The 20,167-nt window shown below is 21.1% G+C and carries 19 protein-coding genes and 3 tRNA genes; 5 read left to right on the top strand and 17 right to left on the bottom strand.

Annotated features, from left to right (window positions below):
* Positions 1 to 7: 7 nt before the first annotated feature.
* From H0H39_RS00170 to H0H39_RS00140, 7 genes are all read right to left on the bottom strand, one after another.
* Entirely contained in the window at positions 8 to 784 is a 777-nt protein-coding gene (locus H0H39_RS00170) for an MBL fold metallo-hydrolase (protein ID WP_185877398.1), read from the bottom strand.
* Positions 785 to 795: 11 nt separating this feature from the next.
* The gene (gene recA, locus H0H39_RS00165) at positions 796 to 1,779 is read right to left on the bottom strand and encodes a recombinase RecA (protein ID WP_394798439.1); all 984 of its coding nucleotides are present in this window, start codon (positions 1,777 to 1,779) and stop codon (positions 796 to 798) included.
* Between the two features lie 54 nt (positions 1,780 to 1,833).
* Positions 1,834 to 2,967, bottom strand: a complete 1,134-nt coding sequence (locus tag H0H39_RS00160; RefSeq protein WP_185877396.1) for a lytic transglycosylase domain-containing protein — start codon at positions 2,965 to 2,967, stop codon at positions 1,834 to 1,836.
* Positions 2,968 to 3,043: 76 nt separating this feature from the next.
* The gene (locus H0H39_RS00155) at positions 3,044 to 3,265 is read right to left on the bottom strand and encodes a Sec-independent protein translocase subunit TatA/TatB (protein ID WP_185877395.1); all 222 of its coding nucleotides are present in this window, start codon (positions 3,263 to 3,265) and stop codon (positions 3,044 to 3,046) included.
* Between the two features lie 52 nt (positions 3,266 to 3,317).
* The gene (locus H0H39_RS00150; protein ID WP_185877394.1) at positions 3,318 to 4,337 is read right to left on the bottom strand and encodes a sugar phosphate nucleotidyltransferase; all 1,020 of its coding nucleotides are present in this window, start codon (positions 4,335 to 4,337) and stop codon (positions 3,318 to 3,320) included.
* An 11-nt stretch (positions 4,338 to 4,348) separates the two neighbouring features.
* Positions 4,349 to 4,723 carry a dUTP diphosphatase gene (locus H0H39_RS00145; protein WP_238785651.1) on the bottom strand — a complete coding sequence of 125 codons (375 nt, stop codon included), beginning with the start codon at positions 4,721 to 4,723 and terminating at the stop codon, positions 4,349 to 4,351.
* Positions 4,720 to 6,189 (bottom strand): lipopolysaccharide biosynthesis protein, encoded by a 1,470-nt coding sequence (locus H0H39_RS00140; protein WP_185877393.1) that lies wholly within the window; start codon positions 6,187 to 6,189, stop codon positions 4,720 to 4,722. The genes H0H39_RS00145 and H0H39_RS00140 overlap by 4 nt, the downstream gene beginning before the upstream one ends.
* 119 nt (positions 6,190 to 6,308) lie before the next feature.
* Here H0H39_RS00140 and H0H39_RS00135 point away from each other — a divergent pair, with 119 nt between their 5' ends.
* Complete coding sequence (locus H0H39_RS00135) at positions 6,309 to 6,986, top strand: ATP-dependent Clp protease proteolytic subunit (RefSeq protein WP_185877392.1); 678 nt, start codon at positions 6,309 to 6,311, stop codon at positions 6,984 to 6,986.
* Between the two features lie 4 nt (positions 6,987 to 6,990).
* Here H0H39_RS00135 and H0H39_RS00130 read toward each other — a convergent pair.
* From H0H39_RS00130 to H0H39_RS00120, 3 genes are all read right to left on the bottom strand, one after another.
* Positions 6,991 to 7,064, bottom strand: a tRNA-Arg gene (locus tag H0H39_RS00130).
* Positions 7,065 to 7,080: 16 nt separating this feature from the next.
* Positions 7,081 to 7,155, bottom strand: a tRNA-Pro gene (locus H0H39_RS00125).
* Between the two features lie 17 nt (positions 7,156 to 7,172).
* Positions 7,173 to 7,263: transfer RNA gene (locus H0H39_RS00120), tRNA-Ser, on the bottom strand.
* A 125-nt stretch (positions 7,264 to 7,388) separates the two neighbouring features.
* On the opposite strand from H0H39_RS00120, the gene tsaD reads away from it, so the two are divergent.
* Positions 7,389 to 8,417, top strand: coding sequence for a tRNA (adenosine(37)-N6)-threonylcarbamoyltransferase complex transferase subunit TsaD (gene tsaD, locus H0H39_RS00115; RefSeq protein WP_185877391.1), 1,029 nt, complete (start codon positions 7,389 to 7,391; stop codon positions 8,415 to 8,417).
* A gap of 9 nt (positions 8,418 to 8,426) precedes the next feature.
* On the opposite strand, the gene gcvP is transcribed toward tsaD, so the two are convergent.
* Positions 8,427 to 11,318: an aminomethyl-transferring glycine dehydrogenase gene (gcvP, locus tag H0H39_RS00110; RefSeq protein WP_185877390.1), complete on the bottom strand. Its 2,892-nt coding sequence runs from the start codon at positions 11,316 to 11,318 to the stop codon at positions 8,427 to 8,429.
* An 82-nt stretch (positions 11,319 to 11,400) separates the two neighbouring features.
* Here gcvP and H0H39_RS00105 point away from each other — a divergent pair, with 82 nt between their 5' ends.
* Positions 11,401 to 12,324: a malate dehydrogenase gene (locus H0H39_RS00105; protein ID WP_185877389.1), complete on the top strand. Its 924-nt coding sequence runs from the start codon at positions 11,401 to 11,403 to the stop codon at positions 12,322 to 12,324.
* A gap of 7 nt (positions 12,325 to 12,331) precedes the next feature.
* Here H0H39_RS00105 and H0H39_RS00100 read toward each other — a convergent pair whose 3' ends face one another.
* Together H0H39_RS00100 and lptB are read right to left on the bottom strand one after the other, a co-directional pair.
* The gene (locus H0H39_RS00100) at positions 12,332 to 12,949 is read right to left on the bottom strand and encodes a thiamine diphosphokinase (RefSeq protein ID WP_317167089.1); all 618 of its coding nucleotides are present in this window, start codon (positions 12,947 to 12,949) and stop codon (positions 12,332 to 12,334) included.
* A 3-nt stretch (positions 12,950 to 12,952) separates the two neighbouring features.
* Positions 12,953 to 13,687, bottom strand: a complete 735-nt coding sequence (lptB, locus tag H0H39_RS00095; RefSeq protein ID WP_185877388.1) for an LPS export ABC transporter ATP-binding protein — start codon at positions 13,685 to 13,687, stop codon at positions 12,953 to 12,955.
* Between the two features lie 141 nt (positions 13,688 to 13,828).
* Between lptB and H0H39_RS00090 the strand changes: the two genes are divergently transcribed.
* Positions 13,829 to 15,139, top strand: coding sequence for a peptidylprolyl isomerase (locus H0H39_RS00090; RefSeq protein ID WP_238785650.1), 1,311 nt, complete (start codon positions 13,829 to 13,831; stop codon positions 15,137 to 15,139).
* 18 nt (positions 15,140 to 15,157) lie between these two features.
* On the opposite strand, the gene H0H39_RS00085 is transcribed toward H0H39_RS00090, so the two are convergent.
* The 4 genes from H0H39_RS00085 to folK all read right to left on the bottom strand — a co-directional run bounded on the left by H0H39_RS00085 (position 15,158) and on the right by folK (position 19,023).
* The gene (locus H0H39_RS00085) at positions 15,158 to 16,927 is read right to left on the bottom strand and encodes an ABC transporter ATP-binding protein (protein WP_185877386.1); all 1,770 of its coding nucleotides are present in this window, start codon (positions 16,925 to 16,927) and stop codon (positions 15,158 to 15,160) included.
* Positions 16,924 to 17,679, bottom strand: coding sequence for a tRNA pseudouridine(38-40) synthase TruA (gene truA / locus H0H39_RS00080; protein ID WP_185877385.1), 756 nt, complete (start codon positions 17,677 to 17,679; stop codon positions 16,924 to 16,926). The genes H0H39_RS00085 and truA overlap by 4 nt, the downstream gene beginning before the upstream one ends.
* Positions 17,680 to 18,120: 441 nt before the next feature.
* A complete protein-coding gene (locus H0H39_RS00075; protein ID WP_185877384.1) occupies positions 18,121 to 18,498 on the bottom strand; it encodes a Rid family detoxifying hydrolase in 378 nt (125 codons plus the stop codon).
* Between the two features lie 30 nt (positions 18,499 to 18,528).
* Positions 18,529 to 19,023, bottom strand: a complete 495-nt coding sequence (gene folK / locus H0H39_RS00070; protein WP_238785649.1) for a 2-amino-4-hydroxy-6-hydroxymethyldihydropteridine diphosphokinase — start codon at positions 19,021 to 19,023, stop codon at positions 18,529 to 18,531.
* A 97-nt stretch (positions 19,024 to 19,120) separates the two neighbouring features.
* Here folK and H0H39_RS00065 point away from each other — a divergent pair, with 97 nt between their 5' ends.
* On the top strand, positions 19,121 to 20,161 hold the full coding sequence (locus H0H39_RS00065) for a rod shape-determining protein (RefSeq protein ID WP_185877383.1): 1,041 nt from the start codon (positions 19,121 to 19,123) through the stop codon (positions 20,159 to 20,161).
* Positions 20,162 to 20,167 lie beyond the last annotated feature (6 nt).

The raw sequence follows: 20,167 nt of genomic DNA, 5'->3' as shown, positions 1-20,167 counted from the left end.
ATACAAATCAGATAATTAACCCATCATAAGCTAAGTAAATATTTTTAGGTAAATTTTTTTGTATTTTTTCATGAAATCCAAATGTGTTACTAATATGTGTTAAATAAACTTTTTTAGGACGAATAGTACGAATAAATTTTAAAGTTTGTGAAAATAAATTAGAAAATGAAATAATATTTTTGTTATGTTTTTTTTTAAAAATATTTAAAATCAATATATCCAATCCATTTAGTTTTCTAATAGTAGAATTTGGTATGAAACTTGCATCTATTATATATGCAAAATTTTTTATACGAAATCCTAATATTGGAAGTAATCCGTGCCATATAAATAATGGATATACTTTTTCATTTAAAATTGAAAAACAATTATAATTTTTTTCTATTTTTAATAAATTTACTTTTATAATATTTGTTTTTTTATTATAAATATAAAAAAGTCTTTTTTTTATATTTTCTAATACCCTTTGTGAACTATATATTGGAATAGATATAAATTCTTTATTATTTTTATTATTAATTGGTCTAATATCTTCTAATCCTCCTATGTGATCATAATGTTCATGAGTAATCAAAATAGCATCTATTTTATTATAATTATTTTTTAACATTTGATATCTAAAATCTGGACTACAATCTATTAAAAAATATTTATTGTTTATTTCAATTATAATTGAACTTCTTAATCTTTTGTCTTTTGAATTATTTGATAAACAAACAGGATGTTTAGATCCAATAATAGGAATACCAATAGAATTTCCAGTACCTAAAAAAGTAATTTTCATTTATTTATATATTAAAATTTTATTATATTTTTGTATATATTGTTCATTGTGTTCTTATCATTTTTTAAAAATTCTTTTACAGAATCTCTTCCTTGTCCTAATCTAGTATTTCCATAACTAAACCAAGATCCATTTTTTTTAATAATACCTAAGTCTACTCCAAGATCTAATATTTCTCCTGCTTTTGAGATCCCTTCACCATATATAATATCAAATTCAGCTATTTTAAAAGGAGTAGATAATTTATTTTTTACTACTTTTACTCTAGTTCTATTTCCTAATATTTTTTCTCCATTTTTAATTTGAATTCCCTTTCTTATATCTAATCTTATAGATGAATAAAATTTCAAAGCGTTTCCTCCTGTAGTTACTTCTGGATTTCCATATACTCCTATTTTTTCTCTTAATTGATTAATAAATATCAAAATACTATTAGATTTTCCTATACTAGAAGTTAATTTTCTTAAAGCTTGTGACATCAATCTAGCTTGTAATCCTATTTTTGAATCCCCCATTTCTCCTTCTATTTCACTTTTTGGAGTTAAAGCTGCAACAGAATCTACTACTATTATATCTATTACTTCAGATCTAATTAAATTATCTACTATTTCTAAAGCTTGTTCTCCATTATCCGGTTGAGATATAATTAGTTCTTTTATGTTAACTCCTATTTTTTCTGCATAAAAACAATCGAAAGCATGTTCAGCATCAATAAAACTAGCAAATCCACCTAATTTTTGAGATTGAGTAATTGCATGTAATGCTAATGTAGTTTTTCCTGATGATTCAGGTCCAAATATCTCAATAATACGACCTTTTGGTAGTCCTTTTATTCCTAATGCAATGTCTAAACTTATTGATCCTGAAGATATAGTTTCTAGATTATCTAAATTAGAATCTCCCATTTTCATTACTGTACCTTTTCCATATATTTTATTCATTTTTTCTAATACAGAATCTAGAAATTTTTTTTTTCGTTCAATTTTTTCTTTCATAAGAATCATTATAATAAAATAAATTGATACTTAATAATACAAAAAATTGAAAAGTTAATTTTCATGAATAATCTCTTTATTTTTCAAAATAGATAATTTATCTCTTGGTAATCTTAGAAAAAAAATTTTATCAAAATATTCCATATGTATTATGGTAGTATAATAAGAGGTTGATCCTATTAATTCTTTAATATAAAGACGTAATATGTCAGAAAAAGATATAATGGTAATTTTTTTCTTTATTTTTTTTATAGGAATTAATATTGATTCTCTAATTATATATTCTGAATAATAACGATTTAAATATTTATAAATATTTTCATGAAACATATTATGGCTTTTATAAAAATTCATTATATAATTTATGGCAATGAATTTAGGAACATAATATTGTGTTTCTTTTGGAAAGAGTCTCCATAAAGACCAAAAATTTTTTTTTCTATAACGTTTTAAAATTTTAACAACTATATCTGGACCAGAATTATAAGCTGCTAAAGCTAACTCCCAATTCCCTGTATTTTTATGTAAATATTTTAAATAACGACAAGCTGCTTCTGTAGATTTAATAGGATCACTTCTTTCATCATAAATATCTCTTACAACATTTAAATTGTATAATTTTCCGGTTTTAGGCATAAATTGCCAAATACCTTTTGCTCCTGATTTAGAAGTTATTATTGGATTTAAACTGGATTCTATAATTGCTAAATATTTTAATTCTATTGGTAAATTATATTTTTCTAATTTTTCTTCGAACAAAGGAAAATAATATTTTGCTAATGAAATTAAACTTTCCAATCTTGATTCCATATGTAAATACTTTATAACAGTATTATATACAATATTATTATAATTGAAAATTCTAATTCTAGATTTTTCATTCATTTTAGATAATCTTGATTTTAATTCATTTCTACTTATATTAAGAATTGGTTTTTTTTTATTGTTTTTAACAATTTTATTTTTATAATGAATATTTTTACTTTTTGATTTTTTAAAATTTTTTATTTTTATATTGCTTATATTTTTTTTATTTATTTTTTTTACTGATAAAGCATTATTTTTATTTCTTTGATATAGATATAAAAATTTTTTTAATTGTATTGTATTATAATTAAACGGTTTTAATAAACTAAATAAACTTTTTAATATAAACATGAAAAACATAATATTTTTCGTTATTGTCATTTATATAAGATTTTTATTTACTTTAAAAAATAATTAAAAATTTATTAAAAAAAATATTTAAAAAATTAGAAAAAAATTATTTCTCAGTATCAGAGTTATTGTTAGATTTGTGTTGTGAATGTGAATCTTCATCAGATTCAGAAGCTTTTTTGAATTCTTTTAAACCAGTTCCCAATCCTTTCATTAACTCTGGTATTTTTTTTCCTCCGAAAAGTAAAAGTGCAAGAATAACTATAACTACTATTTCTGTAGTTCCAAAAGTTCCAAGTAATATAAAAAGAATCCAATAAAAATCCATTAATAAAAAAATAGGAATTTATTCAACAAATGTAATAAAATATTTTAAATATTTAAAATATTGTTGAATAATCTCCTAGATTTATTTCTTTAGATATACATTTATAAGTAGTATGGTTTCCTATTATACTATTTTCCATATTAGAAAAAATAATTTTTGAATAGTTTTGAATTAATGAATTTCTAATGTTACTATTTTTTATAGTTGTAAATTTTCCTATTGACACATATGGACCTATAACACTATTTTCTATTTTTGTATTTTTTTCTATGTAACATGGATTTATAATTATACTATTTTTTAGTATTGTTTTTTTATGAATTAACTTAGATTTATTTTTAAATTCCATTGATAATATTTTTGAATTTGATAAAATAATATTTTTTTTATTTCCAAAATCTAACCAGTTTTTAACAGATTGATTAAAAAATTTTACTCCTTTTTTTATCATATTGTTTAATACTAATGTTAATTGATATTCTTTATTATTTTTTATTTTGTTATTTATTATATATTCTATTTCTTTTTTTAAAAGAAGACTATTTTTAAAATAATAAAGTCCCACAATAGCCATGTTAGAAATAAAATTTTTAGGTTTTTCTACAAAATTTGTAATTATTCCATTAGTATTACATTTTACAACACCAAATGAATGAGGATTTTTAACTTTTTTAGTCCATATGATATTTTCACAATTTTTATTTATTTTATCTTTGAAATAAATTTTATTAATAAGTATATCAGAAAATATAATAATTATTGGTCCATTTAGAGAATCTTTAGCTTTTAATATAGCATCAGCTGTTCCTAATGGATTTTTTTGATAATATATAATTGAACGTATTCCTATATCATATGTTAATTTTTTTAGTTTTTCTTCTATTTTTATTTTATTTTTATTTATTATAAATATAATTTCTTTTACAGAAAAAAAATTAATTAACTCAGTTAAGTTATCTAGTAATCTTTTTAAAATTGATTTTCCGACAATGGATAAAAAAGCTTTAGGAGTATATAATGTATGAGGATATAGACGAGAAGCTTTTCCAGCTATAGGAATTAAAATTTTCATTTATATTTTTTTTATATTCCAGTACTTCCAAAACAATTTTCCCCTCTTTTACTTTTGTTCAAAATAGATGATTCTATCCAATTTATATTAATTATAGGTAATATATCTATTATAACTATTTTTTCTTTATAATTAATAATAGTTTTTGTTTCAGGTATAATATTTATTATAACTATTTTAAGTCCCATATTTTTTTGAATATGAATTATACAAAATGCATTTACAAATATTTTTTTTATAAAAAAGTGATATTTTTTAATAAAATTTGAACAAACATAAAGTCCTGTAGAAATTAATTTTCTATTCATAAAATCTATGGATATTGAATTATTTATATTACAAAATATTTTTGGAAAAAAATTTTTTTGTTTTGAAGTATTTTTCACTTTATTAAAGTTAATAATCTTTTTTTTTCAAAAAATATAATGAATATCAAATATAATAATTGAATAACAAAATTTAATTCTATAATAGAATTTCTATTCATTATGTATACAATAGTAATTGTTATTAAAAAATGAATTAAAATATTTTCTATTTTATAAAAAATTTTTCCAAAGTTTTTTTTACTCCAAAAAAACATAACAAAAAGCATAGAACCATAAGATATAAAAGTACCCCAAGCAGGTATTATAAAATTATTATTAGGAAGTAATATAAAAATCATATTAAATAAAAATGTAATTATTACTCCTATTAATGATATATAAGTTCCTATAAAAGGTTTATCAATAATTTTATAAAATATTGATAAATTTGTATATATACCTAAAAATAAATTTGCCATCATAATTATAGGAATAATATGCATTGCTGTATGATATTTTTTATTTATTAAAATATTTATTCCCCAAGACATATTTCCACATGTTAAAACATAAAAAATTAATCCAAATAAAATAAATAAATAAATAATATCTTCATAATAACATTTTGCATTATATTCTTTAGATTTTTTAAAAAAAAATGGTTCAATTCCTAATTTGAACATTCTTGTATACATACTCATAAAAGAAGCTATTTTATAACATGCGGAATATGATCCATTAATTTCATCTGAACCCCATCTTTTAATTAAAATTTTATCTAAATTTTCATTTATAGAAAAGGCTATAGTTCCAAGCATAATAGAAAAACTATAATTTATCATTTTTTTTGCCACAGATTTTTTAAAATTAGAAAATTGTAATTCCTGAATTATAATAGGAATTATTAATATAAAGTTAATAAAAGAAGATAATACATTAGAAAAAAATATATAACCAATTTTATCTGTAAAAGAACTAATTATATTAAATATATTCAATAAATAATATTTATTTTCTAAATTTAGATTATGATAATTATTATAACAAAAAAACATATAAACAACAAAAAATGATTGTATAAACATTACAATCATATTTATAAATGTATACAAAAAAGGTTTTTCATTAATACGTATCCAGGCCATAGGAAGAATACATATAGTATCAAAAAATATTATTAAAAAAAACATAATAATATATTCTGGATGATTAGAGTATCCTGTAATGGAAATAAATTTTTTTATAAAATTTATAAAAATAATAAAAAATGAAAAAACAATTGATAATTGTATAATCATAGCTGTAGAAAACACTATATTTTTATTGTAATTTTTTTTATATAAAAATCTGAAATAAGTATTTTCTAATCCAAATGATAATAATCCTATAATCAAAAAAGATATAGCATACATATCAGTATAAATAGAAAATTCCTCTCTTTTTAAAGAAAAAGTAAAAAATCTTACAAAAATATAATTAATAAATTTTGGTAAAATTAATCCTATAGAATAAATAATTGTTTGTATAGCTAATTTTTTGTACAAAATATAAAACTGGGTTTAAAAAATTATTAAATATTTTTTTATCATAGATTTTTATATAAAAAATATTTGAATTACAAGTTATAAGTAACTTTGATATAAATTTTTATTTATAGGATATAATGAATTATAAAAAATGTTCAAAAGAATTTATAAAATATGCTATTAAACATAATAAAATTAATAGTCTATATATAGATGAATATATAAAATTAACAACTCCATATATTGTTGAAGAAAGAAAACTAAATATAGCTCAAATGGATGTATTTTCTAGATTGATGATGGATAGAGTTATTTTTTTAGGAACTCCTATAGTAGATCAAATAGGAAATATTATACAAGCTCAATTACTATTTTTACAATCTGTAGATTCTAAAAAAGATATTCAAATATATATAAATTCTCCTGGTGGAGATGTTTATGCTGGATTAGGTATATATGATACTATGCAAATAGTAGATCCAGATGTTGCAACTATTTGTACTGGAGTAGCCGCTTCTATGGCTGCTGTATTACTTTGTTCTGGAAAAGATAAAAAAAGATCTTCTTTAAAACATTCCAGAATTATGATACATCAACCTATTGGAAGTACACAAGGACAAGCTTCAGATATTGAAATTACTGTTCGTGAAATTTTAAAATTAAAAAAGGAATTATATGAAATTATATCTTATCATTCAGGATTACCAATAGATAAAATTGAAAAAGATTCGGATAGAGATTATTGGATGGATTCTATGGAAGCAAAAGAATATGGAATGATTGACGAAATATTAGAAAAAAAGAAAAAAAACTGAAATATGATCACGACAGGATTCGAACCTGTAGCCTACTGCTTAGAAGGCAGTTGCTCTATCCATTTGAGCTACGTGACCTAATTAAAAAATAATATCGGGGTAGTAGGATTTGAACCTACGACCTCCTGGTCCCAAACCAGGCGCGATAACCAAACTACGCCATACCCCGAATTTTTATTTTTGTTGCGGAGAATGTGGGATTCGAACCCACGCGATAATAATTTAAATATATCGACAGTTTAGCAGACTGTTCCGTTAACCACTCCGGCAATTCTCCAAAACAACTTATTATACACACAAATCTAAAGTAGATATATTAAATAAACAAATAATTTTTTATAATTGTAATCATGATAAATTACAATAAAATAATAAATTATAATATAATAGTTTAAGTTACTTATGAAAAAAAATCCAATAATTATTGGTATTGAATCATCATGTGATGAAACTGCTGTATCAATAATAAAATGTAACAATATTTTATCTAATGTTATTATTCATCAGAATATTCATAAAAATTATGGAGGAGTAGTTCCAGAACTAGCAGCAAAAATGCATGAAAAAAATTTATCTATAGCAGTTGAAAAATCTTTTTTATTAGCAAACATAAAAAAAACTCAACTTGATGCAGTTTCATTTACAATAGGACCAGGATTAATAGCATCTTTATTAGTTGGATGTTCTTTTTCAAAATCTCTAGCATTAGGATTAAATATTCCTATTATAACTGTTGATCATATAAAAGCTCATATTCTTGTTCATTTTATAAAAAATGCAAATATTAATAATTGTGAACCACAGTTTCCATTTTTAGCTTTGGTTATAAGTGGAGGACATACTCAAATTATACAAGTTAATGATTATTTTAATATGAAAATATTAGGATCTACATTAGATAATGCGGTTGGAGAAGTATTAGATAAAATTGCAATAAAGTTTGGATTTAATTATCCAGGAGGATCTACTATAGATATGTTTTCTAAATATGGAAATTCTCAAAAATTTAAATTTCCAATTCCATCAGTAAAAGATCTTAATTTTAGTTTTAGTGGAATAAAAAGTTATATTAATAAATTTGTTGATTGTAGATCAATTAATAATCCTCTTTTTATAAAAAAAAATATATTTGATTTATGTGCTTCAATACAAAAGTTGATAACAAATATTTTATTAAATAAAATGAATATGGCTGTTATGAAAACTAATATTTGTAGAATAGTATTGGCAGGAGGAGTCTCTGCTAATAATATGATAAGAAATGAATTTATTAGTTTTTGTAAAAAAAATAAATGGGAATTATTTATTCCTAAAAAAAAATTATCCACTGATAATGGAGCAATGATTGCTATTAATGGTTTATTTAAATATAGAGAAAAAATATTTGATTCTATTAATGTTTCTCCTTATTCTAAATTTAGAAAATTTTAGAAAAAATTATTATGTACAAACGCAAATTAAATTTCTATCTCCATAGCTATCATTAACACGGTCTATTGACGGCCAAAATTTTCTATCTTTTATCCATTTTAATGGATATGCAGCTTTTTCTCTACTATAAGGATATTTCCATATATCATTTGTTATAGTATATATACTATGTGGAGCATTTTTTATAACATTATTTTTTTTATCAAATTTTCCACATTCTATTTCTATAATTTCTTCACGTATTTTTATAAGAGTTTCGATAAATCGATCAATTTCTTCTTTTGATTCACTTTCCGTAGGTTCTATCATCATACATCCTTCTACTGGGAATGATATTGTTGGAGCATGGAATCCATAATCCATCATTCTTTTTGCAATGTCTGTTACTTCAATTTCTATTGATTTAAATGATCTACAATCTATTATTAATTCATGAGCTACCATATTATTTTTTCCAAAATATAATATTTTATAATAATTTTTTATTTTTTCCTTAATATAATTAGCATTCAATAATGATATTTCTGTACATATTTTTAATCCACTATATCCTAACATACGAATATATGCATATGAAATAGTTAATATAAGAGAAGATCCATATGGAGATGAAGATATAGTTATTATAGATTTTTTATTATTATTATTATTTTCAAGTGGATGAATTGGAAGAAAAGGAATTAAATGAGATTTAACACAAATTGGTCCCATCCCTGGACCACCACCTCCATGTGGTATAGCAAATGTTTTATGAAGATTTATGTGACATATGTCTATTCCTAAATCTGAAGGTTTTATTAATCCAACTTGAGCATTCATGTTTGCTCCATCCATATAAATTTGTCCACCAAATTTGTGAATAATTTTATTAATTTTTTTTATATGTATTTCATATATACCGTATACAGATGGATATGTAATCATAAGTACACATAATTTATGTGAATAAATTTTTGATTTTTCTTGTAAATCTTGTATATCAATAAATCCGTTAGATTTTGTACGAATTAAAATTACTTTCATTCCAGCCATTCTTGCAGAAGCTGGATTAGTTCCATGAGAAGAATCAGGAATTAGAGCAATATTTCTATTTTTTTCTCCTAATGAATAATAATATTGTTTTATAACCATAAGTCCAGCATATTCTCCTTGAGCCCCTGAATTTGGTTGTAAAGAAATTCCAGGAAGTCCTGTTATTTCTTTTAGATATTTTTTTATATTTTTTATAATAAAATTATATCCATGTGTTTGATTTTCAGGAGAAAATGGATGAATATCTTTCCATTGTTTTTGTGTTAAAGCAAATAGTTCTGTAGATGCATTTAGTTTCATTGTGCAAGATCCTAATGGTATCATAGAATGATTTAAAGAAATGTCTTTTTTTTCTAATCGTTTTATATAACGCATTAATTCTGTTTCTGAATGATACTTATGAAATATTCTATTTTCTAGAAAATTTGATTTTCTTTTTAAATAAGAAGGTATTTTATGTTTTTTATTTAAAAATATATTATTTACTTTTTTATATGGAACTTTAACTCTATGACATGATTCATAAAATATTGATAATATATGATTTATATCTATTATATTAGATGTTTCATCTAACGTAATAGATAAAATATTTTTATTAATATATCTAAAGTTAGTTTTTTTTCTTTTTGATATTTCTTTAATTTTTTTTATTAATATAGAATCAGTCCTTATTCTAATAGTATCAAAATAATTTTTGTTTAATTGAACTATATTAGTATAATTATTTTTTAATAATAATAATTCTAAATTATGAGTATAATTATATATTTTTTTTGCTATTTTAATTAATCCTTCTTTTCCATGATATAAAGAATACATAGAAGACATAATAGCAAGTAAATTTTGTGAAGTACAAATATTAGAAGTAGCTTTTTCTCTTTTTATATGTTGTTCTCTGGTTTGTAATGCCATTCTAAATGCCTTTTTATTTCTTTTATCTATAGATAATCCAATAATTCTTCCAGGAATAAATCTTTTATATTTTTCATTAGTAGAAAAAAATGCGGCATATGGTCCCCCATATCCCATTGGTATTCCAAAAGATTGAGTAGATCCAACTACTACATCAGCTCCTAATTCTCCAGGTGATTTTAATAAAGTTAAAGCAAATAAATCAGCAGACATTATTATTGAAATATCTTTTTCTTTTAAATATTTAATTATATTTGAATAATCATATATTTCACCTAAACAAGATGGATATGGAAGAATAACTCCAAATAATTTAGTGTTACTATATTTTTTAGTTAATTCTTCATGTGAATCCTCAATTAACCTAATTCCTAGACCGAAACATCTTGTTTTTAATACATTTTTTACTTGAGGTAAAACTTCATTTGAAACAAAAAAGGAATAGTTGTTATCAATATTATTTTTTTCATTATAAACCATAAATAACGCATCTCCGGCGGCTGAAGATTCATCTAACATAGATGCATTACTTATTTTCATTCCTGTAAGATCTGAAATCATAGTTTGAAAATTCATTAATGCTTCCATACGTCCTTGAGATATTTCAGATTGATAAGGTGTATAAGGTGTATACCATCCAGGATTTTCTAGAATATTTCTTTGTATAACACTTGGAGTGATAGTATTTTTGTATCCTAATCCTATATATGATTTATATATTTTATTTTTTTTTCCAATTGTATCTATGTGTGTTAAATATTGGTATTCAGATATTTCTGATGGAATTTTTATTTTTTTATTTATAAGTACTTCTTTAGGAATAGTTTTTTTAATAAAATCTTTTATAGAAGAACATTTTAGTGTTAATAACATATTTCTAATATCCTCTATAGAGGGGCCTATATGTCTATAACAAAAACTATCTTTATTGAGATAATCTTTTTCCTTTTTCATAATTTGTTTTGTAATTCCGTAAGATCATTACTAATATAATGAAATATTGTATTTATATTTAATAGACAAAAAAAATATAAATATGAAAGTAACTATTATAGGATCTGGAAATGTAGGAGGACAATGTGCCTGTCTATTAGCTTGTAAAAATATAGTAGAACAAATTGTTTTATTAGATATTAATAAAGGAGTATCAGAAGGAAAAAGTTTAGATATATCTCAAATGTTAAGTGTTGTTAAATCTGATACAGTAGTATATGGATATACTAATGATTATTCAAAATCAAAAAATTCAGATATAATAGTTATTACTTGTGGTATTACAAGAAAACAAGGAATGAATAGAGATGATTTATTAAATATAAATGCAAAAATTATATGTTCTGCAGCAAAAAATTCATTAATTTTTTCTCCAAATGCAAAATTTATAATCGTTTCTAATCCACTTGATATAATGACTTATGTTAGTTATATAACATTAAAAATTGATTATAAAAAGGTTATTGGAATGGCTGGAATATTAGATATTGCAAGATATAAATTTTTTTTATCAAAAAAATTAAATATATCATGTTCTAGTATTCAATCTTTGTTATTAGGAGGTCATGGAGATAAAATGGTCCCTTTATATAGATATTCTTCTATAGAAGGAATTCCTTTAAAAGAATTTTTAACTGAGAAAGAAAATGAAAAAATAGTAAGTAGAACAAAAAAAGGTGGAGAAGAAATAGTAAATTATTTAGGAACATCAGCATGGATGGCTCCATCTATTTCTATTGTAGAAATGATTAAATCTATATTAAAAAATTCCAGAAAGTTATTTTGTTGTTCTGCATTACTAAATGGTGAATATGATATAAATAATTTGTTTTTAGGAGTACCGGTAATTTTAGGAAAAAATGGGGTAGAAAGAGTTATAGAATTAAAATTAAATAACAAAGAATTTAATTTATTACATGAATCAGCAAATCATATAAAAAAAGTTATAAATAAATTAAATATTTAAAAAAAAATTAATTTTCTATAAATATTAATAATTCTCCTTTTTTATAAAATATTTTTATTTCGTTTTTAATAGATTTGTTTCTTATTCCAATATATTTTCCAATTTCCATGCTATTCTTTGTATAATATTTTAATCCTTTAGTTATTAATCCTGAAACTTTAGGAAATGGAAAAAGAGATATTATTTTATTTTTACCCACAAAAAAAGAAGATTTTTTTTCTAGAAAAAAAAACGAATGATAATAATCATAAAATATAATAGATAATTTTTTTTTATATTTAAGTGCTATAGAAAGATTTCCTAAAAAATGATCCTGTTCTTTTCCACTAGCTCCCCAAACATTTATATTTCTGAATCCTTTTTTAAATATTATATTTAAAGCTTTATCAAAATCTGTGTATTCTTGATTAGGTGTATTAAATATTGACTTTTTTGCATCCATAATATTATTATTAATAGAGTCAAAATCACCACTAATATAATCTGCTTGTAATTTATTTTTTTTTAAATAACAATATGCACCATCTACTGCAAATATATTTTTAAACGAAAAGTTGTTTATTATTGGAGGATTTCCATTAAGGAACAGATCAATTTCAGGATCTTTAAATCTATGATTTATCACTTATTAATTAATTTTTTTTTTAATTATAGAATAATTTCCTAAATAAATTTTTTTTGTTAATTGGCTTTTAATTACTTTTTCTGAATTTCCATGTTTTAATATTTCACCATTATGCATTAAATAAATACGATCTGTTACTGTAAATACTTCTTGTATATTATGATCGGTTATTAATATTCCTATATTTTTTTTTTTTAAAGAAAAAAGTATTTTTTGAAAATCGTATATTGTTATAGGATCAATTCCATAAAATGGTTCATCTAATAGTATAAATTTAGGATTTATTGCTAAACATCTAGCAATTTCTGTCCTTCTTCTTTCACCTAGAGAAATAGAGTCCCCTTTATTATTTTTAATATTTTGTAAATTAAATTCTTTAATTAATTTTTTGGTAATTTCTATTTTTTTTTTATAATATTTTTTATGCATTTCCAATATGCATAATATATTTTCTTCTACAGTTAATTTTTTGAATATAGATGAATCTTGAGATAGATATCCAATTCCTTTTCTGGAACGTATATATAAAGGTGATTTAGTTATGTTATCTTTTCCAATAAAAATTTTTCCATTATCAGGCTTAATAAGTCCTGTTATTATATAAAAGGAAGTTGTTTTTCCAGCGCCATTTGGTCCTACTAATCCAACAATTTCTCCTTGATTTAATTTTATTGATACATTTTTAACTACATATTTATTTTTATATTTTTTATATATATTTTTTGCTTCTAATATCATATTATTTATAAAATAAAATTTATTTTTAATAACGATTATGTATTTATATTTATCTAAATAACATATAATTAATAAATTGTAAATATATAATAAATATCAATTATGGTAGTTTTAAATAAGAATAATTTTACAGTTTTTATTATGATATTTTTATTTTGTTGTATTTTTTCTTTTTCAAATAACAATATTAATAAGGCTTCTATTCCAATTAAAAAATATGATAAAATAGAATCTATAAATACTATAGTTGGAAATGAAATTATATTAAATTCTGAATTAAAAAAAAGAAATAATATTAACGAAAATTTTTTGTATTCAAATAAAAAATTTTGCAGATCATTATTTTCAAATGAATCATTATTTAATAATGATTTAATTATTCAAAAATTAATGATTCATTATGCTAAGACTAATAATATGAAATTAATAGATCAAAATATAGAAGAAAACATTCAAAATATATTTGATATTATACTAAGTAAGTTTGATAAATCAAACAAAAAAAAATTTTTTAAAACAATAATTAATAATAAAAAAGAATTTATAGAAAAATTAATATATATAACAAAAAACAAACAATATGTAGAACAAGTAAATCAATATATTACTAAAAATATAGTAGTTTATCCTGAAGAAATTAAATACTTATTTGAAAATAAAAAGAATAGTTTACCTATTATTACAAAAAAATATATGATTTCATATATAGTTATTAGTCCTGTAATGAATAATATATTAAGTAGAAATAAAATTTTTGATTATTTGAATAAAATAAGAAAAAAATTACGTTTTAGTTCTGATCCTTGTTCTTATATTTTATTAGATGATCCTATTTTTAGTGTAAGTGGATGTATAATTAAGAAAGTTAAATCATATCAATTTTCAAAATATATTAAAAATATAATTTTTTCTATGAAAGAGAAAGAAATAACTGAACCTTTTGAAACTAATTTTGGATATCATTTGATAAAATTAGAATATGTAGATAAGAAAAAAGATGAATTTGGAATAAGACATATTTTTATAAAAAAAAATTTTTCAAAAAAAGAAATTATAAAAACACAATTATTTGCAAATTTATTAAGAGATAAAATAAATTATAATTATAACGGAAATATAAAAGATTTTAATATTAAAAAAGAAAAATTTAATAATTCGATAAATATTTTTATTAAAAATAAAGTATGGGTTGATCAAAATAATATTTCAAGTATTATAAAAAATATAAAATTTTTAAAAAAAAATAGTTTATCTCAAGTAATTCCGGTATATTTAAATGGAAAACAAGTCTTTTTTATTATAAAAATTTTAGATTTTATTGATAAAAGACCTATAAATAGGTATATGGATTATATATATTTAAAAAGTATTGTAAAAAACATTAAAAAAAAATATTTCATAATAAATTGGGCAAAAGAAATGCTAAAAAAAATATATTATGATACATTATGAAAAATATTAATTTTTAAATTAATTAATAATTGATTTTTTATTATATAAACTAGAGTAGTATCCGCCGTTTATATTAATTAATTCATTATGTGTTCCATATTCTATTATATTACCTTTATTTATAATTATAATTTTATCTACATTTGTTAATGTAGATACTCTATGAGTAATAATTATTGATGTTTTTTTTTTTGTTATAAAATCTATAGCATTTTGAATCATTTTATCTAATTCATAATTTAATGATGTTGTTGCTTCATCAAAAATAAGTATAGAGTATGGATGCATTTGTACTCTCAATATTGATATTAATTGTTTTTCTCCTAGAGATAATATTCCACCTCTTTCTCTTACTATATATTTATATCCATTAGGAAATGATTTTATCATATCATGTATTCCAATTTTTTTAGCCATATTTTTTACCATATTAATATTAATTTCGGGATTTCCCAATGTTATATTATTTAAAATAGAGTCATTAAATAAAAAAGTGTTTTGTGAAACAATTTTTATATGAGATCTTAAATTATTTAAATTAAAATCATTAATAGAATGATTATCTATATATATATTCCCTTTTTTTATATTGTAAAATCTAGATATTAATTGAACAATTGTAGATTTACCAGAGCCTGTATTTCCTATTATAGCTACTTTTTCTCCTGGATTGATTTCAAAAGATATTCCATTTAAAATCATGTTTTCTTTTTTTGAATATGAAAAATATACATTATTAAATATAATATGACCTTCAATTTTTTTTATATTTAAATTTTTTTTGCATATAAATTTTTCAGAATATTCATTATTATCATTCAATATTGAAAAAATACGTTCTATTCCTGTTATACCTCTTTGAATAATATTAAATCTATCTGCTACTTGACGCATAGGACGAAACAAAAGATAAATAAAAAAAATAAAAGCAATAATTTGTCCAGGTTTTATTTCATTTTTATTTATTGAATAAATTCCTCCATAAAAAATTACCATACTAATAGTAAAAGCTGAAAGTAGTTCTACTACTGGAAAAAAAATAGAAAAATAAAATATTGTTTTAATATGAGCATTCATCAATTTATTGTTAATTGATTTGAATTTTAAATATTTTTCTTTTTCTTTATGAAACAATTGAATAATAAACATTCCTACAATGTTTTCTTGAATAAAACTATTTAATTGTGATGTATAAATTCTTTCTTCACGAAATGTTTTTCTTAAAGTTTTTTGAAATAAACGTGTAATAAAATATATAAATGGAATAGTAAGTAATACAATAATTGATAACTTATGATGTATTGTATACATTATTATTATAATCATTACAATTTTTAATACATCTCCTGATATTAATAATATTCCATCATTAAATATAACATTTATAGTTTCTACATCTGATATTGAATAGGAAATTATTTTCCCTAATGGAGTTTTATTAAAAAAAGAACTTTTAAAATGAATTAATTTTTCAAATAATAACATTCTAATTTTTGATATTACTTTTTGAGAAAGAATACTAGATAAGTATAATAATATAAATTGAAATATACTTTCTATAAATAAAAGTATTACACTTAATATTAATAAATTTCTAAATCCTATAAAATTTCTGTTTATAATATGAGAATCTATTGCTTTTTGTATTAATTTTGGACGGTAAGCTGATATTAAAGAAGTAAATATTGATATTGATATTATTGATATTAAAATAGTTTTGTGATATAAAATAATATTAATAAATTCTTTTAAAGAATATTTTTTATTTTCTTTAATTTTATTTATCATAAAAAAATATCTTCTGGATAAGTAATATTTGTTAAGAATAAACCATATGAAGGAGCTATTTGACTATGATGATTAAAATTTTTTGATTTTATAATTTTTATAAAATTATTTATAGTAATTTTTCCTCTACCAACATCTATCATTGTCCCAACAATTGATCTTACCATAGATCTTAAAAATCTATTCGATTCAATAGTAAAATAAAAATAATTTTTTTCTTTTTTCCAAAAAGCACGATAAATATGACAGTTATTATTAATTTTATGATTATTATTTTTTACATTTTTTTTACAAAAAGAACTAAAATCTTTATATAGTAATAATTTTTTGGAAACTATGTTCATTTTTTCTATATCTAATAAATAAAAACAATGCCAATAAAAATTTTCTTTAAAAGGGTTTTTATCATAAGTAATATAATATTTATATGTTCTTTTTATTGCATTAAATCTAGCATGAATATTATTTTTAACTGGAAAAATATTAATTACTTTAATAGAATTTGGTAAAAAAATATTTAATCTTTTTATTATTAAATTATATTCTATATTATATGAATAATCAAAATGAGCAAACATTTGTTTAGCATGAACACCTTTATCTGTTCTTCCAGCTCCAATTAAATTTATTGGATTATGTAATATTTTTGATAAACAATATTCTATACTTTCTTCTATTGTTTTTAATCCTTTTTGTATTTGCCATCCAAAAAAATCTTTACCGTTATAAGATAACTCAATAAAAAATCTCAATATATTTTTGTTTGATTTAAAATTTCAATAATGATCATACATACTTTACGAATTTCATTTTTTGTTATAGTTAATAGAGGAGTAATTATTATTATTTTATTACAAAATAAAAAACTAAATAAAATTAATCCTTTTTTAATACTTTGTTTTAAAAGTTGTATGGCTACATTTTCATTATATAATTCAATATATAATAAATAATAATCCTACTTCCATAAATATTTTTTATTTTAGTATGAATTAAATATTTTTACCATTTTTTCCATATATGTAACATCCTTTAGCATGTGCCTTAATTCATATGGGAGAAGAAGTAATTTGAGTTTGATAATTCAAAAATTCTTTTTCTATACTCATAATAATATAAAAATATTATTTAATATAATATTTTTGTATTATATTATGAATGTAAATGTATATGAATAATAATGTATTTTTTATTCATATAGCAGCAATAGCTGATATTTCTATATTAGCATTTTTAGGTAAACAAGATACTTGTATAGCTTCTCTAGCTGGAAATTTTTTATTTATAAAAAAATTGGAATATATATTGTTTATTATATTTATATGATCCATTTTTTTTACGAATATAGTAGTTTTTACTATATTTTTGAAATCCATATTATTTTTTAAAAGAATAATTTTAATGTTATTCATTATTCTTTTTGTTTCCATTTCTATTGAATTAGATATTAATTTTCCAGATTTAAAATCTATACCTATTTGTCCAGATATAAACAGTATATTATTTATTAATACATAAGTACTGTATGGTCCAAATATAGGAATTTCTTTTATAATACCTTTTTTTATCATAAAAATTGTGAATTAATTTAATAATAATTATTATAATTTTTTAGTATAAGATTTATCTGAGCAAGAGGCTAATAGTTCTATTATATTCATATTAAATACAGGATGATTTTTATATGGATTTATTTCACACATAGGTTCTAATACAAATTTTCTTAAATGTAACAATGGGTGTGGAATTATTAATTTATTAGAACATATAATTAATTTATCATAAAACAATATATCTATATCTATTATTCTATTTTCATAAATTTTTTTTTTTCTTTTTCTACCAATTAATTTTTCTATTTCTATTATTTTTTGTATCAAAAACATAGGAGACAATATAGTTTTTATATATAATATTTTATTCCAAAAATATGGAGAATTATTTTTCATTTTCCATGCTTCACTTATAAAGTATGAGGATTCTTTTATTATATCACCTATTTTTTTAGATATTATATTAAAAGAATAATCTAAATATTTTTTTTTATTTCCTTGATTACTTCCTAACAATAGAAAAACATAGTGAATTTTTTTCAAAATAATTGAAATAATAAAAATTTTATAATGTACAATTTACTGAAAAAGTGTAATTTTTATTTAAATTTAGATAGGTACTTTACAAAAAAAAATATTAATGGGATTAGTAGTAAATTTTATGAAGAATCTATTTACACAAGGGATAGCTATAGATTTGGGGACAGCTAATACTCTTATTATGCATGATAGCAAGGTTATAGTTGATTTACCATCAATAATTGCTATAGATGTTAGAACAAATAAGGTTTTAGCAGTAGGAGAAGAAGCTAAAAAAATGCAAGGGAAGACTCATGAAAATATAAAAATATATAAACCATTAAAAGATGGAGTTATTGCAGACTACCAAGTTGCTGAACTTATGATAAAAGAGTTTATTAAAAGGATCCCTGGTGTTAATAATAAAGTTTTTACACCATCCTTAACAATGGTAATATGTATTCCATCTGGAATAACTGAAGTAGAAAAAAGAGCGGTAAAAGATTCAGCTCAACATCTTAATGCTAAAGAAGTTTATTTAATAGAAGAACCAATGGCTGCAGCCATTGGTTCTGGAATTTCAGTTACTAAAGCAGAAGGAAATATGATTGTAGATATTGGAGGAGGAACAACAGAATGTGGAGTTATAGCATTGGGTGGTATAGTATGTCAAAAATCTATTAAAATAGCAGGAGATGTATTTACTAATGATATTTCTTATTTTCTTCGTAGTAAATATAATTTATATATAGGAGAAAGAACAGCTGAAAAAATAAAAATTAAAATAGGATCAGCTATGGAATCTATTGAGCCTATACCTAAAGATATACATATACGTGGTAGAGATTTATCTACAGGAAAACCTAAAGAAATGAATATTTCTTATAAAGAAACTATTCCTGCATTGGATAAATCTATTTTGAGAATTGAAGATGCTGTTATGGAAACCTTATCTAAAACTCCACCAGAATTAGCTGCAGATATTTATAAAACAGGAATTTATATGGCAGGAGGAGGCTCTCTTTTAAGAGGATTAGACAAAAGAATTTCTAAAAAAACTGGATTGTCAGTTTTTTTAGTAGAAGATCCGTTAAGAGCTGTAGTAAAAGGAACAGGAGTTGCTTTGAAAAATATTGATAAATTTACATTTTTGATGAAATAAATGAAA

The sequence above is a fragment of the Blattabacterium cuenoti genome (genome assembly GCF_014252315.1).
In the GTDB taxonomy this organism is placed as follows: domain Bacteria; phylum Bacteroidota; class Bacteroidia; order Flavobacteriales; family Blattabacteriaceae; genus Blattabacterium; species Blattabacterium cuenoti_AI.
Note: the sequence above shows the minus strand (reverse complement) of the source record. Positions and strands in the feature narration are given on the sequence as shown.